The following is a 14,835-nucleotide window of genomic DNA, read 5'->3' as shown; positions in this document are numbered from 1 at the left end:
CAGGGTTTTCCACAGGCCGGGAGGGCCGACGGTGGCGGCACCTACGATGGCGTTCCACAGGTGGGGTGCCGGATTCGTCCGGGAAGCTCTGGGGGACGGATGACGATGCGTGTACGAGCCGTGGCGATCGTGGCCACGGCGGCCGTGGTGGCCGGGCTGGCCAGCGGCTGCCAGGCCGGGGACGGCGGGAGCGGTGGCGGTGCCGCGAGCGGCGGGAGCGGCGCGACGCCGGGCGGGTCGGCGAGCACTGCGCCCGGCCGGCCCGGTACTACGGCGGGGATGCCGACCCTGCCGGCCTCGCTGACCGGCCAGAAGCCGAAGTGGCAGTCGTGCGAGGCGCCGGAGGGCGGTGACGCGCCGGGCGCGTCGTGGCGGTGCGCGAGCGTGAAGGTGCCGCTGGACTACGCGAAGCCCCAGGGCGAGACGCTGTCGGTGGCGCTGATCCGCAAGGAGGCGCGCGACCGGAGCGGGCGGATCGGCTCGCTGCTGTTCAACTTCGGCGGCCCCGGCGCCTCCGGGGTGGAGATGCTGCCGGACTTCGCCCCGGACTACGACGCGCTCAACGCCCGCTACGACCTGGTCGGCTTCGACCCGCGCGGCGTCGGCGGGAGTTCGGCGGTCGTGTGCCGCTCCGACGAGGAGCAGGCCGCGTCCGAGGCGCGCGCGGACCTCACACCGGACACGCCGGCCGAGGAGGCGGCGTACCTGAAGGACGGCGCCGACTTCGGGGCCGGCTGCGCCCGCCGCTCGGGCCGGCTCATCGCCCACGTCACCACCAGCAACACCGCCCGCGACATGGACGTGCTGCGGCACGTGCTCGGGGACGCGAAGCTGCACTACTTCGGCGTCTCGTACGGCACACAGCTCGGCGCGGCGTACGCGCACCTGTTCCCGGGGAACGCCGGCCGGACGGTGCTGGACGCGGTGGTCGACCCGACCGCCGACACCAAGGGTCACGCGCGGCACCAGACGACGGGCTTCCAGCGGGCGCTGAACAACTACTTCACGTCGACCGGCGAGGGCGCCGCCGCCGGGACCGCGCGCGTGGCCCGGCTGCTGGAGCGGCTCGACGGGCAGCCGCTGCCCACGACCGGTGGGCGGAAGCTGACGGAGGGCCTGGCGCTGACCGGCATCGTCCTGCCGCTGTACTCGGAGAGCAGCTGGCCGCTGCTGACGGAGGCGCTGGAGGAGGCCGAGGACGGCCGGGGCGACGCCCTGCTGCGCCTGGCGGACATGTACAACGACCGTGACACGGACGGCAGCTACGGCACGGACAGCCACGCGCAGCGGGCGATCTCCTGCGCCGACAGCGACCAGCGCCCGACGGCCGCCGAGGCGAAGGCACTGCTGCCGGAGTTCCGCCGCATATCGCCGGTGTTCGGCGCGTTCCTCGCGTGGGACACGGCCGGCTGGTGCGCGGACTGGCCCGTGAAGGGCGAGGGCTCGACGCAGGACGTGAGCGCACCGGGCGCGGGCCCGATCCTGGTGGTCGGCACGACGGGCGACCCGGCGACCCCGTACGAGGGCGCCCGCCGGATGGCGGACGGTCTGGGCGACGGCGTCGGCGTGCTCGTCACGAACAAGGGCGAGGGGCACGGCGCGTACGGCTCGTCGCCCTGCGTGACGCGGACGGTCGACGACTACCTGCTCCGAGCCAAGGTCCCCCAGGACGGCACGACCTGTTCCTGACCCACCCGCCCGCGACGCCCCACCCCGGCCACCGGACCCCCGGCCTCCCGCCCCGGCGTCCCGTGCCCCGCCCCGCCCGCGCTGGAGCGGGCACGGGCACGGCACGCGCACGCACGGCACGGCAGGGGCCCGGGGACGGCAAAGGGGCCGGACCGAGCGGTCCGGCCCCCTGGGCCCGGGCGGGCGGTCAGGTCAGTAGACCGGCTTGTCGGGTTCGATCTGGTTGACCCAGCCGATGACGCCGCCGCCGACGTGCACCGCGTCCGCGAACCCGGCCGACTTCAGCACCGCCAGGACTTCCGCACTGCGGACACCCGTCTTGCAATGCAAGACGATCTTCCGGTCCTGGGGCAGGTCCTGGAGGGCGTTGCCCATCAGGAACTCGTTCTTCGGGATCAGCCGGGCGCCGGGGATCGAGACGATCTCGTACTCGTTGACCTCGCGGACGTCGATGATGTCGATGTTCTCGCCGTCGTCGATCCACTCCTTGAGCTGCTTCGGAGTGATCGTGGAGCCGGCCGCCGCCTCCTGGGCCTCCTCGGAGACGACGCCGCAGAAGGCCTCGTAGTCGATGAGCTCGGTGACGGTCGGGTTCTCCCCGCAGACGGCGCAGTCCGGGTCCTTGCGGACCTTGACCTGGCGGTACTGCATCTCCAGGGCGTCGTAGATCATCAGCCGGCCGACCAGCGGGTCGCCCACGCCGGCCAGGACCTTGATCGCCTCGGTGACCTGGATGGAGCCGATGGACGCGCAGAGCACGCCCAGGACACCGCCCTCGGCGCAGGACGGGACCATGCCCGGCGGCGGCGGCTCCGGGTAGAGGCAGCGGTAGCAGGGCCCGTACTCGGACCAGAAGACCGACGCCTGGCCGTCGAAGCGGTAGATCGAGCCCCACACGTACGGCTTGTTCAGCAGCACGCAGGCGTCGTTGACGAGGTAGCGCGTGGCGAAGTTGTCCGTGCCGTCGACGATCAGGTCGTACTGGCCGAAGATCTCCATCACGTTCTCGGCCTCGAGCCGCTCCTCGTGGAGGATGACGTCGACGTAGGGGTTGATGCCCTTGACCGTGTCACGCGCCGACTCCGCCTTCGAGCGGCCGATGTCCGCCTGGCTGTGGATGATCTGGCGCTGCAGGTTCGACTCGTCGACCTCGTCGAACTCCACGATGCCGAGCGTGCCGACGCCCGCCGCGGCCAGGTACATCAGCGCGGGCGAGCCGAGACCGCCGGCGCCGACACAGAGCACCTTGGCGTTCTTCAGCCGCTTCTGTCCGTCCATCCCGACGTCCGGGATGATCAGATGGCGGGAGTACCTGCGGACCTCGTCTACGGTGAGCTCGGCAGCCGGCTCGACCAGGGGTGGCAGCGACACGGGGACTCCGTTGGTCGTATGTCAGTACGGGACTACCCCCGCGCGGGCGGGGACTACATGTCCCGTAACACTGCCACGGCCCTTCTCATTCCGAGACACCTGGTCCGATCTGCGAGACGATTTCGTCCCAGTAGCCGGGCAGCGCCGCGAACGGGTCGGTTTGTCCGGTGCGGTCCGTGAAGAAGATCGTCCCCGCGCCCTGCCACCGGGCGATCCGCACCGCCTCGTCCAGGTGGGTGCGCGGCACCCCGTGGACGAAGTGCGCGAACCGCTCCGGCGGGTGGTCGGCGGTCCACTCCGCCACCTGTGACCAGCGGTATTCCGTCCACGGCCCGGAGAAGGTGACCAGCTGGTCGGCGATCTCGGCGTATCCCGGGTACGGGTGACGACCGTGCCCGAGGACCAGGTGGCACCCGTCGGGCCGGTCGAGGACGGACTCCAGGGTCGCGGTCAGCCGCCGCGCCGCGGGCAGGTCTGCCCGCTCCGTGGGACAGCGGTCCAGGAAGAAGCCGTCCACGCGGTACCAGTCGAGGTACCGGTGGGCCTCGGAGACGCTGTCCCCGAAGGGGCGGGCGCCGCCGACCAGGTCGAGGAGGCCGAGGATCCGGATGCCGGCGTTGCGCAGCCGGCCCGCGGCCTCCAGGCAGTGGGGGTCGGGCCGGACGCCGGGGCCGTCCGCGACGTTGAGGACGGCCCAGTGCACCGGGGCGCCCGGCCGGGTCAGCTCCGCCCACTCGACGGGCGCGAGGAGCGGGTGGGCGTAGCCGGGGACGCCGAACCCGAGCCGCTCCGCGCCGGTGGCCGACAGATTGGTGCCGGTCCTGGTCAGATGCGGCACGCCGCCTCCATCCAGATGTCGGCGAGGGACTCCTCCAGGTTGATCCGGGGCCGCCAGCCGAGCCGGTCGCGGGCGGTGCGGACGTCGGCCTGCTGCCAGGCGCCGCAGCCGTCGGGGTACGGGTGCGGGGCGACCGGGGCGTGGTCGGTGACCGAGTCGGCGCGCTGCGCGGCGATGACGGGGCGGGTCGGCGGGCCGTCCAGTTCGTGGAGGGCGCCGGTGTAGCCGGCGACGCGGGCGAGGACGGCGGCCGCGTCGCGCAGTCGTACGGCACGGCCGGTGCCGATGTTGACGACGCCCTGCGCCGCGGAGAGCGACGCGGCGTGCACGGCCCGCGCGACGTCCCGTACGTCGACGAAGTCGCGCTGCACACCGAGGCCGCCGAGCCTCAGCTCGGCGTCACCGGACTGCATGGCCCGGCGCATGGCCTCGGCGAGCCGCCCGAGCGGCGAACCCGCGGGCGTGCCGGGGCCGACCGGTGAGAAGACCCGCAGCACGACGGCGTCCAGGCCGGAGCCGAGGACCAGTTCGGTGGCCGCGAGCTTGGATACGCCGTAGGGGCCGCCGGGCCGGGGCACGGAGTCCTCGGCGGTGGAGGAGCCGGGCTGGGACGGGCCGTACTCGGAGGCGCACCCCACCTGGACCATGCGGGCGCCGCAGCGGCTGCGGCGCAGGGCCTCGCAGACGGTGGCGACGGCGACGGTGTTGTGCCGGGTCAGCTCGCGGGCGCCGCCGCGGGTGGCGCCGGCGCAGTTGATGACGACGCCGGGGTGGACGGCGTCCAGGAACCGGGTGAGCGCGCCGGGACTGCCGTTGGCGAGGTCGAAGCGCACGTCGGAGTCGTCGCGGCGGCCGAGCGCGGTGAGATGCACCGCCGGGTCGGCGAGCAGCCGGTCGGCGACGAAGCGGCCGAGGAATCCCGTGGCGCCGAGCAGCAGCACCCTCATCGTGCGCCCCTTTCACACAGGTCGGCCGTGGCGGGGGGTCGGGAAGTCATCTCGTGTGTCTCCTCGGTGCTCTGGGGGTGTCGGGTCGCATGCGGGGCGGGGGTGGGGAGAGGTGCGCGAAGGCCGGGTGGGGCGGGACGTGGAGGGGTGGGCCGGTGGGTCGGGTGGAGCGGTGGCGGCCGGGGTGACGCCCGGCGGCCGCGTGGCCGGTGGGGCGCGCACGGCCGGCGGGGTGTCCGTGGCCGGTGGGGTGTCCGTGGCCTGCGGGTGGGTCGGGGCCCCGGGGCGGGTCGTGGCGCTGGGGCGGCCCGTGACGCTGGGGTGACGCGTGGCCTTCGGGGGCGGGTGGCCGGTGGGGTTTCCGGGGCAGTGCGGGGTCATGGGCATGAGCGGTGTGCGGGTCGGTGCGGGTGTGGTCAGGGGCGGGCGTGTGCGGAGGCCCGGGCGAGCACGGTGGACGCGTACGCGAGCAGGGCGGCGGCCGCCCCGCCGCACGCGAGGGCGGGTACGGCTGCCGGGCCCCAGGTCTCCACGACGGCCCGGACGGGCGCGGCCACCGGGTCGAGGCCGGGCAGCCGTCCGGCGAGGACCGCGGCGCAGGCGAGGTACTGGGCGGCGCACGCGGCGCCGAGCGCGGTGGCGCCCGCCGGCGCGAAGCCGTGCACGGTGAGCAGCCTGGCCAGGAACAGCAGGGCGCCGAGCGCCAGCGCCGGGACGAGCGGCCCTGGTGCGGCCCCCGGGACGAGCCGGGTCAGGACGAGCAGACCGGACAGGGCCGTCAGGTACAGCGCGACGACCGCGAGGAAGAGGGGCCTGGCCCGGGCGGTGAAGTCGTCCAGGCCCCGGCTGCCCGCGAGCCGGCGCCGGGCCCGCACGGCGAACAGCCGGGTGCAGCCGGCGGCCGGCGGCAGGGCCAGCGTGAGGGCCAGCAGCGGGCCCGTCGCGGGGGGCCAGGGTCCGTCGGGGGCACCGTCGACGAGCCGGCCGAGCAGCCCGTCGCCGTACGCCGCGTAGAGGAGGAGCAGGGTCGTGGCGGCTGCCGCGGAGACCGGCGTGCGCCCCGGCGTGCGCAGCGGCCCGCGCCGGACGCAGAAGGCGAGCGCGACCGCGAGTCCGAGGGCCCCCGCGAGGGTGACGGCGAGCCGCGGCCGCCCGGTGGTCAGGGCCTGCCCGGTGAGCGTCAGCCCCCAGACGGCGGCCGGGAGCAGCGTGGCGAGGACGGTCCCCGCCCGCCGCGTCCACAGGCGCCCGGCCCGGTCGGTGGCACCGTCCCGGGCGCCGGCCCGAGCGTCCGTCCGGTGGGCGTCCCGGGCGTCGGCCCGGTCGGGCGCTTCCGCCCGGTCCGGGGCGTCGGCCGGGGTGCTCGTGCGGGTGGCGGCGACCTGGCCGGAGTCGCGCGGTACGCGCGCGTAGAGCTCCTCGGCGAGCGAGAACACGTCGCGGTGGCGGAAGCGGGCCGCGGTGCGGTCGGTGACGCCGTGGGCCTCCAGCCCGGCGGCGATCTCCAGGGGGTCGACGGCCCGTTCGCACAGCTCCCGGTGCCGGTGCAGCAGCGCCTTGACGGGATCGGCGGAGCCCCGGCGCGCGGAGGCGCCCGCCCGGGACACCGCGGAGGCGCCCGCCCCGGACACGCCCACTCCCGGCCCCCGGGAAGGGGCCGTCCCGGCCGCCCCGGAGGTCGCGGGAGGCGCGGGAGGCGCGGGTGTCTCAGACATGGCCACCCTCCACTCCCCCTGTGACCGCCGTGGCCGCCGCGATCGGAGCCGCCGAGGCCGAACCCACCGCCGACGCCGAACCCACCGCCAGGCCCGACCCCGACACCGGCCGCGGCCCCGCTGCCGCCGCCACCGCCCATGTCGGGGTGGGGCGCGGGGCGGCGGTCCAGTGCCCCGGTACGTACGCCTCCGCCGGGTGGGCGAAGGGCACCGGGTGACCGTCGCTGTCGACGGCCTCGGACGCGCGGCGTACGGGGGCGAGCGACAGCAGTTCGAGGTAGAGGCCGCGGAAGGCCGCGACGTTCTGCTCGGTCGTGAAGAGTTCGAGCGCGCGGGCGCGCGCGGCGGCGCCCAGCCGCTCCCGGCGCTCGGGGTCGCGCAGCAGCGCGAGGCAGGCGTCGGCGAGCGCCCGGGGGTTGCGCGGGGGGACGACGAGTCCCGTTCCGCCGATGACCTCGACGACCGCCCCGACGTCGGTCGAGACGGTGGCGCGGGCACAGAGCATGGCCTCGATGAGGCTGACGGGAAAGCCCTCCACGACGCTGGAGAGGACGGTCACGCACCCGGCGGCGTAGGCGTCGGGGAGTTCGGGTGCCTCGGGGCCGCCGATCTCCTCGAAGGAGACCGGGTTGTCGCCGACGGCGTGGGCGGTGGCCGCCTCGTCGGGGAAGAGCTGGGCGGCGAGCGCCCGGCAGTGCCCGAGGTAGGCGGACGCCTCGGGGCCCCGCAGGGGGGCCGCGATGATCCGCAACCGGGTGCCCGGCTCGGCCCGGCGCACCGCGGCGAAGGCGTGCAGCAGGCCGACGAGGTCCTTGGCGGGCTCGATCCGGCCGACCCAGACGAGGGTGCGCGGGTCGCCGCAGTCCGTGCCGTCCCCGACGGCGGCGAACCGTTCCGCTTCGAGGCCCGGGTAGACCGTGCGCAGTTTGGCACGGTCGGCGCCGCACCGCTCCTGCCAGCGGCGCGCGTGGGTGTTGCCGGCGGTCACGACGGAGGCCCGGTGGTAGACCTCCGTGGCGAGCCGGCCGTGGAAGGCCGCCAGCAGGGCCCGCACGGGCGGGCTCAGCGGCGTCCCGCCGGTGGCGAGATAGTGCGCGCGCAGCTGCACGCCGTACTCGCTGACCAGCAGCGGAACCCCGAAGAAGCGTTTGGCCAGAAGGCCGGGGAGGGCCGCGGCGCCGCCCGAGGCCGCGTGGCACAGGTCGACCGCGCCGAGACCGTCGGCGTCGTACCAGTCGAGCGACAGGGGGCGCAGGACGCGCTCCAGCTCGTGGGCGAGCGCCAGGTAGTCGGGCACGGTGGCGCCGTGTGCGCTCCGGCGTGCGCCTGGGGCGCGGCAGGCGGCCTGCAGGACGCGCGCGGCGGCCTCGGAGCGGAGGGCCGACGCGAGACCGCCGCGGTCGCGGGCGAGTTCGGCGAGCCCGTAGAGGCCGTCGGCGAAGGTGGTGCCGGCGGCCGGCTCGGCGCGGCAGAGGGCGGTGGCCAGCTGCTCGAAGCGGTCGGTGAAGCGGCGGCGGTCCCGCCGCCCGTGGGGGCGCGGCCCGCGAGCGCCGTCGCGGAGGTCGGCCGGCGCGGACCACAGGGGGGCGGTGCGCACGCGCTGGACGTGCGGGGGCAGCGGCACCCACCCGGCGTCCTCCTCGCGTGCGCTGCGGCTCAGCGCGTAGAGGTCGAACTCGTGCTGCGCGAGCCCGCGCACGAGCCGGTCGCACCAGAGCCTGGACTCACCCGCGGCGTACGGGTAGCCACCCTCGGTGAGCAGTCCGATCCGCACGAGCACACCCCCGATCTCCCTTGTGCGCGGCCGTCGTTGGTCCGGCGACTCGCGGCGGGACGACCGTAAGCGGACGAACAGGTGGCGCGACGGACGGTTGTCCGTCGCGCCACCGGAAGGGGTGAATGCACGTAACTTTCGCCCACCGGGCGCGTTCCGTCGCGCTAAGGCGCGATGCGACTACGCCACGTCAGGCTCCGGCCAGGCCGTGGGGCGTCACTCGCCCGGGTAGACCCAGGGGTTGGGGCGGCACTTGACGCCGTCGATCTCCAGCGACTTGGTCTGCTGCTGCATCACGGGCGCGGGCGCGCCGGGCGTCTGGCAGGTGCGGTGGTTGTGCCCCAACCGGTGCCCGATCTCGTGGTTGATCAGCATCTGCCGGTACGCGAGCATCGCCTTGGGGCCGAAGGTCTCGGCGCCCTGCGCCCAGCGGTAGGCGTTGATCATCACGCGGTCGGTGGAGGCGGAGTCGCACGAGACGTTGTCGATCGTCGTGTCGAGGCCCGACTTGGCGCACCAGACGCCGGTCGTCCCGGGGCTCGCCAGGGTGACGACGAAGTCCGGGCGGCCGGTGGAGATCCGCTCGAACGTCATGGCGCCGCCGTGCGCCCAGCTGCGGGGGTCATTGAGGGTCTTCTGGACGGCCGTGGCGAACAGCTTGCCGTCGAGCCCGAGCCCCTTCTCCACGTCGACGCGGTAGCGGACCTTCTGCCCCTTGCCGGGCGCCGGGTCGGCCCCGGGCACGGCCTCGAACGCGCCGGTCCCCTTGAGGGCGGGCGCCAGGGGGAACTGGCGGGCCATCAGCTGATCGTACGTCGGCGGCTCGACGGGCACGGCGGGGCGGGACGGCACCACCAGCGGCGGTGTGGGCCGCTGGTCGGAGCGGGACGCGGCGTCCTCGCCGGGCCGCAGGTCGGGGGCGTCGGCGGCCTGCCCGGTGCGGCCGTCCTGCCGGGCCTCGGTGACCTGACCGGCGACGACGACCGCGAGGACGGTGGTGACGGCGGCGGCCGCGATCCCGGTGTACGTACGACTCCGGCCGCCCTTGCGGTCCTCGCCCGGAGCGCCCTCGCTCCCGGCGTCACCGGCGCCGTCGGCCGGGGCGTCGTGGGCGACCGGGCCCCCGCCGTCGGCGGGGGCGTGCGGGCCGGCGGCCGCCGGGGCGGTACCGGTGGCCGGTGCCCCGTCCCGCCGGTGGTCGCGCCGTCGACGCCCCCCGGCGGCTCCCACACCGCCGCCCGCGACCACGTCCACGCCGTCGCCGGGCCGGGCCTCCTGCGGCACCGGCCCGTCGAACGCCTCGACGAACTCCCGGCGCGGACCCGGTACGCGCGGAGCCGCCTGCGCGATGCGCGGCTGCGCCGCGGCCACCGGCTGCTCCTGGGGTGCGTACGGGGCGGCGCCCCAGCCGCCGCCCGGCTCGCGCTGCTCGGGGTGACCGCCCCGCGCGTCACGGGGCGTGGAGTAGGGGGTGGCGGTGCCGTGCGCCGGGGTGCCCTGGTCGTGGGCGTGGCCGTAGCCGTACTGCCCGGACGTCGGCGACTGCGGCTGCTGCTGCCGGTCCTGTGGCTGCTGGATGCCTTCGGGCTGCCGCTGCGGGGCCTGAGGCGCCCGTGCGGCCTGTGGTGCGGCCTGCCCCGGTGCCGGTGCCGGCGGTGTCGTCGCCGGTCCCCTGCGGCGGCGGCCGCCCTGTGCGGCGGCGGTCGCGGTACTGCGGTCGACCCCCCGGTCGGTGGGTGCGGGGCCTTTGCGGCTATGTCGTCCCACGCCCCGGATCAGCTCCCCGTGCCGTCGTGCCGCTCGCCGCCGTCGCGCCGTCCGGCCCCCTGCCGGTCACCGCCGTCCCGCGGCCCGACCTCCCGCCGGTCGCCGTCGCGGTCGGCCGGCACCGGATCACCGGGGCCCCGGTCCGTGACGAGGTCGCGCACCGCGCGGGCGACCGCCTCCGGGTACTCCATCATCGCCACGTGCCCGGCGTCCGGGAGCGTCAGCAGCCGGGCGTCCCGGAACGACGCGGCGGCCTTGCGGGCCATGCGGTACGACACGAGCCGGTCGCGCCCACCGTAGACGAGCAGCGTCGGGGCGAGGACCCGCTCGGCCTGCCGCCACAGGTTGTGCTGGCCGCCGACCGTGTACGCGTCGACGATGCCCCGCGCGGAACGGCTCATCGCGTCCCAGAAGTACGGCAGCCGGAGGCGGCGCTCCATCTCCTCGACGGCGGCGCGCAGCCCCTCGTCCGTGACGGTGCGCGGGTCGCCGTAACAGAGGCCGACGACGCCCCGGACGCGCTGCTCGGGCGTCCAGTCCCGGGTCATGCGCGCGAACATCCGGGCCACGCCCGGTACGGCCAGCAGCCCGGTGGGCCAGGCACCGCGCTGGGCCCGCAGTTCGGGCAGGGCGGGCGAGACCAGCGTCAGCGTGCGGACCAGGTCGGGGCGGACGGCCGCCACGCGGGTGGCGACCGCGCCGCCCAGGGAGTTGCCGATCAGGTGCACCGGGCCCCGGGCGCCGGCGTCGAGGAGCCGGATGACGGCGCGGGCGTGGCCCGTCAGGGAGTAGTTGCCGTCGTCGGGCGGCGGGGAGTCACCGAAGCCCGGCAGGTCGACGGCCTCGCCGTCCAGGACGTCCGCCAGGAGCGGCATGAGCGCCGACCAGTTCTGCGAGGAGCCGCCGAGCCCGTGCACGTACAGCGCGGGGGCCCTGCCGGTCGTGTCGTCGCACGGCCGGTAGCGGACGTTCAGCGTCAGCCCCGGCAGCGTCACGCGGCGCAACCGCTCCCCCTCGGCGACCCGTACGGCACCCACGCGGGGCACCGCCGCGGCGGCCGTCGGGGACGCGGGCAGCTCGGTCGAAGACATGCGCCAATGTTACGAGACGATCACGTCCGGAACGGTGTGTTCGCCGTCACAGGATCGCATAGCGTCGGAATGGGCAACCTTCTAGGCTCGTAGCAAGGGCAGACGCCCGCGAGGAAGGGGAGCTCATGACCGTCGACCCCACGGATCCCGAGACGCTGGCGGAGCTGGCCCGGGAGAACGGCACGACCGCGACCGGACTGGCCGAGGAGACACCCGAGGCGGACGCCGCCGAACAGCACACGGAGCTGGTGCCGCAGGCGGACGACCCCCTCACGCGGATCGACCCCGAGGTGGCGAACGAGGCGGACGCGGTGGAGCAGGCGAGGGTGGTCGAGCTGGACGAGGACGACTACCGCGAGGGGTGACCGGCCGCCCGCCCGGGCCGGACCGGACCGGACCGGGCTGCGGACGGAGGGCGGACGGGCGGCGAACCGGCGCACGGGTGGCGACCCGTGCGGGCGGACGGCGGGCGACGCTGGGCACCGGCCGGGTCCACCCGCCGCCGTCCGCCCGCCGCCGCCCTGCGGTCGGCCCGCCCGGCGCGATCCGCCCCGGCGGCGCGGGACCGTCCCGCGGCGCGTCGCCCGGGTTGAGCCGCGTTCGCCCGGGGTCAGATTCGTTCAAACTTGAAGCTCCGGGTACCGCGGGCGTCCGGTACGTGAAATTCTGCGCTCGCACCGCGCACAGCCGGGTTACCCAAAAGTACGATGGCGGCGCGGCGCACAGCGCATTTGGATCGAATTTGGGAGGCGGCGTGACAGCCATCGAGCAGACAGAGGCGGCGCGCCCGAGGGGCACACGCCTGCCGCGCCGAGCCCGACGCAATCAGCTCCTGGGCGCGGCCCAGGAGGTCTTCGTCGCCCAGGGTTACCACGCGGCCGCGATGGACGACATCGCGGAGCGGGCGGGGGTCAGCAAGCCCGTCCTGTACCAGCACTTCCCCGGCAAGCTGGAGCTGTACCTGGCGCTGCTCGACCAGCACTGCGAGTCCCTGCTGCACGCGGTCCGGACCGCGCTCGCCTCCACGACGGACAACAAGCAGCGCGTCGCCGCCACCATGGACGCCTACTTCGCCTACGTCGAGGAGGAGGGCGGCGCGTTCCGCCTGGTCTTCGAGTCGGACCTGACGAACGAGCCGGCGGTCCGCGAGCGCGTCGAGCGGGTCTCCCTGCAGTGCGCGGAGGCCATCTCCGACGTGATCGCCGAGGACACGGGACTGTCCCCGGACGAGTCCATGCTGCTCGCGGTGGGTCTGGGCGGGGTGTCGCAGGTCGTCGCCCGGTACTGGCTGGCCAGTGACTCGCCCGTGCCGCGCGACACGGCCGTGCAGCTGCTGACCTCGCTCGCCTGGCGGGGCATCGCCGGCTTCCCGCTCCACGCGGCCGAAGGCCACTGACGTCGGACGGCGTCGCGGGGGCTTGTTCGCTCCTGGCGTGCGCCGCCCGGCCGTGGCGGGTCGCCTCTCCGGGCTAATGTGTGCAGCGTACGGCGCGGTGATCGCGCAACGCTGACCGTTCGGAGGGACATAGCCGTGGAGGTCAAGATCGGTGTGCAGCACGCGCCCCGGGAGATCGTTCTGGAGAGCGGGCAGTCCGCCGAGGACGTCGAGCGCGCGGTGGCCGACGCGCTGGACGGCGCGTCGAAGCTGCTCAGCCTGACGGACGACAAGGGCCGCAAGGTCCTCGTGCCGGCGGACCGGATCGCGTACGTCGAGATCGGCGAGCCGACGGTGCGCCGGGTCGGTTTCGGCGCGCTGTGACGACGTAGCGCGACAGCGACAGTCGGAGGCCCGGCGGGGGCGACCCCGCCGGGCCTCCGCCGTGTCCGCCCCCGTGGCCGTCGCCGTATCGCCCTGCGGCGCCACCCCCGGTCCTGCCCGGGCCCGGTGCCTCCGGTGCCTCCGCCGTCCCCGTGTCGGTGTCCACCCCTCGGCGCCACCCCCCTCGGCGGGCGACCCAGCGCCCCCGCCGGTCCCCGGTCGGTCACCTGTCGGCCGGTCAGGCGGCGGTCACGAAGGGGTGTTCGGGTGCGGCGGTCACCCGGGCGTGATCGGGGCGCGCGGGAGGGTTGCGTTCCACGGGGCACGGGTAGGACCGGGACGACCGCTCTGCCCGCCCCGCCGTCCGCGAGGTGATGCTGTGTTCTGGGAAGCTCTCGGCTCCGTGCTGCTCGGCCTCGCCCTGTCCTGGGCCGCCCTCCACCGGCTGGCCGACCGGCTCCCGCCGCGTCGCACGGTGCTGGTCACCGGCGTGCTCGGCGCGCTGTTCGGCGCGCTCGTCACGCACGCCGCGCTCGGCCCCGGCCTCGTACTGGGGACGCTGCTGGGCGCCGTCGCGATCAGCGCCGTCCTGCTGTCGCTGCTGATCCGCCCGGCGGCCCACCGGTTGCGCCGATCAGCGGCGGCGTGAACCACGCCGCCGCTCCCCGCCGGAAGACCGGACGACCCCGGGTGACCGGGACGACCCCGGATGACCAGGGCGGCCCGGATGACCAGGGCGGCCCGGATGACCGGGGCGGCCGCTAGGCCGCGAGACCCAGGGCCGCCATGCGCTTCGTGTGCGCCTTGGTGATGCGCGAGAACATCTCGCCGACCGCCGCCAGGTCGAACCCGTCCGCGACGCCGCCGACGAGCATCGTCGACAGCGCGTCCCGCTCCGCCACGACCCGCTGGGCCTGCGACAGGGCCTCGCCCATCAGCCGCCGCGCCCACAGCGCGAGCCGGCCGCCGACACGCGGGTCCGCCTCGATCGCGGCGCGGACCTTCTCCACGGCGAAGTTCCCGTGACCGGTGTCGTCCAGCACGGCCAGCACCAGCGCGCGCGTGTCCGAGTCGAGCCGGACGGCGACCTCGCGGTAGAAGTCGCTGGCGATCGAGTCGCCCACGTACGCCTTGACCAGGCCCTCCAGCCAGTCCGAGGGGGCCGTCTGCCGGTGGAAGTCGTCCAGCGCCTTGGCGAACGGCTCCATCGCGGCGGTCGGCTCCACGTCGATCGCGGCGAGCCGGCCGCGCAACTGCTCGAAGTGGTGGAACTCGGCGGACGCCATCTTCGCCAGCTCCGCCTTGTCGCCGAGCGTCGGGGCGAGCTTCGCGTCCTCGGCGAGCCGCTCGAAGGCCGCCAGCTCCCCGTACGCGAGCGCGCCGAGCAGATCCACGACGGCCGCGCGGTACTGCGGCTCCGCGGAAGCGGCTGCCCAGTCGAGGGCGGCGATCCCGGTCGGTTCTTCTGCGGCAGTGGCGTTGTCAGGCGTCTCCATGAACCGCACAATAGCCCGCCCGTGGCACCCGGTAAGGCGCTGGTCAGTGAGCGCGGGGGCCTGTCCCCCGAGTGTGACGTCCCCCTCCTTGTGAATCGTCCCGACACTCCTGCGGGATTCCGGGGTACAGTGGTAAAGCGCCCTGTCGAGTACGCGGATGCTTCCGTATGCGCTCGGGGGGCGGTTCCATGAATGAGGATGCCCGGTCGGTGGCCCGATCGGCTCCGACCTGACAGCCCTCCGTGCGCCACCGCACATGAGGGGCCCCTCAGCGGTATGACGCTCGAGCGACGGCAGTGGTCCCGCGACACCCGGCTGTGATGCCACACAGTGCGGCCGGACAGTGATCCGGCGCGGTAAGACCCCCAGCGTTCGCCTCGTACCGCGG

At 75.3% G+C, this 14,835-nt stretch carries 13 protein-coding genes; 5 read left to right on the top strand and 8 right to left on the bottom strand.

Annotated elements, in window-relative coordinates; all coding sequences use genetic code 11:
* The first annotated feature begins 99 nt into the window (after window positions 1–99).
* Window positions 100–1,689, top strand: coding sequence for an alpha/beta hydrolase (locus NRO40_RS19785; RefSeq protein WP_058940643.1), 1,590 nt, complete (start codon window positions 100–102; stop codon window positions 1,687–1,689).
* 192 nt (window positions 1,690–1,881) lie between these two features.
* Here NRO40_RS19785 and moeZ read toward each other — a convergent pair whose 3' ends face one another.
* From moeZ to NRO40_RS19750, 7 genes are all read right to left on the bottom strand, one after another.
* Complete coding sequence (gene moeZ / locus NRO40_RS19780) at window positions 1,882–3,060, bottom strand: adenylyltransferase/sulfurtransferase MoeZ (RefSeq protein WP_058940642.1); 1,179 nt, start codon at window positions 3,058–3,060, stop codon at window positions 1,882–1,884.
* Between the two features lie 85 nt (window positions 3,061–3,145).
* Entirely contained in the window at window positions 3,146–3,898 is a 753-nt protein-coding gene (locus NRO40_RS19775; protein WP_058940641.1) for a spherulation-specific family 4 protein, read from the bottom strand.
* A complete protein-coding gene (locus tag NRO40_RS19770) occupies window positions 3,886–4,845 on the bottom strand; it encodes an NAD-dependent epimerase/dehydratase family protein (protein WP_058940640.1) in 960 nt (319 codons plus the stop codon). The genes NRO40_RS19775 and NRO40_RS19770 overlap by 13 nt, the downstream gene beginning before the upstream one ends.
* 416 nt (window positions 4,846–5,261) lie before the next feature.
* The gene (locus NRO40_RS19765; RefSeq protein WP_232790956.1) at window positions 5,262–6,476 is read right to left on the bottom strand and encodes a hypothetical protein; all 1,215 of its coding nucleotides are present in this window, start codon (window positions 6,474–6,476) and stop codon (window positions 5,262–5,264) included.
* Window positions 6,477–6,552: 76 nt separating this feature from the next.
* A complete protein-coding gene (locus NRO40_RS19760) occupies window positions 6,553–8,334 on the bottom strand; it encodes a DUF3492 domain-containing protein (RefSeq protein ID WP_058940693.1) in 1,782 nt (593 codons plus the stop codon).
* A gap of 216 nt (window positions 8,335–8,550) precedes the next feature.
* Window positions 8,551–10,101 carry a DUF3152 domain-containing protein gene (locus NRO40_RS19755; protein ID WP_079046819.1) on the bottom strand — a complete coding sequence of 517 codons (1,551 nt, stop codon included), beginning with the start codon at window positions 10,099–10,101 and terminating at the stop codon, window positions 8,551–8,553.
* 8 nt (window positions 10,102–10,109) lie between these two features.
* Complete coding sequence (locus NRO40_RS19750) at window positions 10,110–11,192, bottom strand: alpha/beta fold hydrolase (RefSeq protein ID WP_079046818.1); 1,083 nt, start codon at window positions 11,190–11,192, stop codon at window positions 10,110–10,112.
* A gap of 125 nt (window positions 11,193–11,317) precedes the next feature.
* On the opposite strand from NRO40_RS19750, the gene NRO40_RS19745 reads away from it, so the two are divergent.
* The 4 genes from NRO40_RS19745 to NRO40_RS19730 all read left to right on the top strand — a co-directional run bounded on the left by NRO40_RS19745 (window position 11,318) and on the right by NRO40_RS19730 (window position 13,600).
* The gene (locus NRO40_RS19745) at window positions 11,318–11,557 is read left to right on the top strand and encodes a hypothetical protein (protein WP_058940638.1); all 240 of its coding nucleotides are present in this window, start codon (window positions 11,318–11,320) and stop codon (window positions 11,555–11,557) included.
* A gap of 389 nt (window positions 11,558–11,946) precedes the next feature.
* Window positions 11,947–12,588 carry a TetR/AcrR family transcriptional regulator gene (locus tag NRO40_RS19740; protein ID WP_058940637.1) on the top strand — a complete coding sequence of 214 codons (642 nt, stop codon included), beginning with the start codon at window positions 11,947–11,949 and terminating at the stop codon, window positions 12,586–12,588.
* Between the two features lie 135 nt (window positions 12,589–12,723).
* A complete protein-coding gene (locus NRO40_RS19735) occupies window positions 12,724–12,951 on the top strand; it encodes a DUF3107 domain-containing protein (protein ID WP_058940636.1) in 228 nt (75 codons plus the stop codon).
* A gap of 379 nt (window positions 12,952–13,330) precedes the next feature.
* A complete protein-coding gene (locus NRO40_RS19730) occupies window positions 13,331–13,600 on the top strand; it encodes a hypothetical protein (protein ID WP_058940635.1) in 270 nt (89 codons plus the stop codon).
* 112 nt (window positions 13,601–13,712) lie between these two features.
* Here the strand turns inward: NRO40_RS19730 and NRO40_RS19725 are convergent, their stop codons facing one another.
* Window positions 13,713–14,447 (bottom strand): ferritin-like fold-containing protein, encoded by a 735-nt coding sequence (locus NRO40_RS19725; protein ID WP_058940692.1) that lies wholly within the window; start codon window positions 14,445–14,447, stop codon window positions 13,713–13,715.
* Between the last annotated feature and the right edge of the window lie 388 nt (window positions 14,448–14,835).

This window comes from Streptomyces changanensis, assembly GCF_024600715.1.
Taxonomy (GTDB): Bacteria; Actinomycetota; Actinomycetes; order Streptomycetales; family Streptomycetaceae; genus Streptomyces; species Streptomyces changanensis.
The sequence above is the reverse complement of the archived record's forward strand: the minus strand, read 5'-3'. Positions and strand labels throughout refer to the sequence as shown.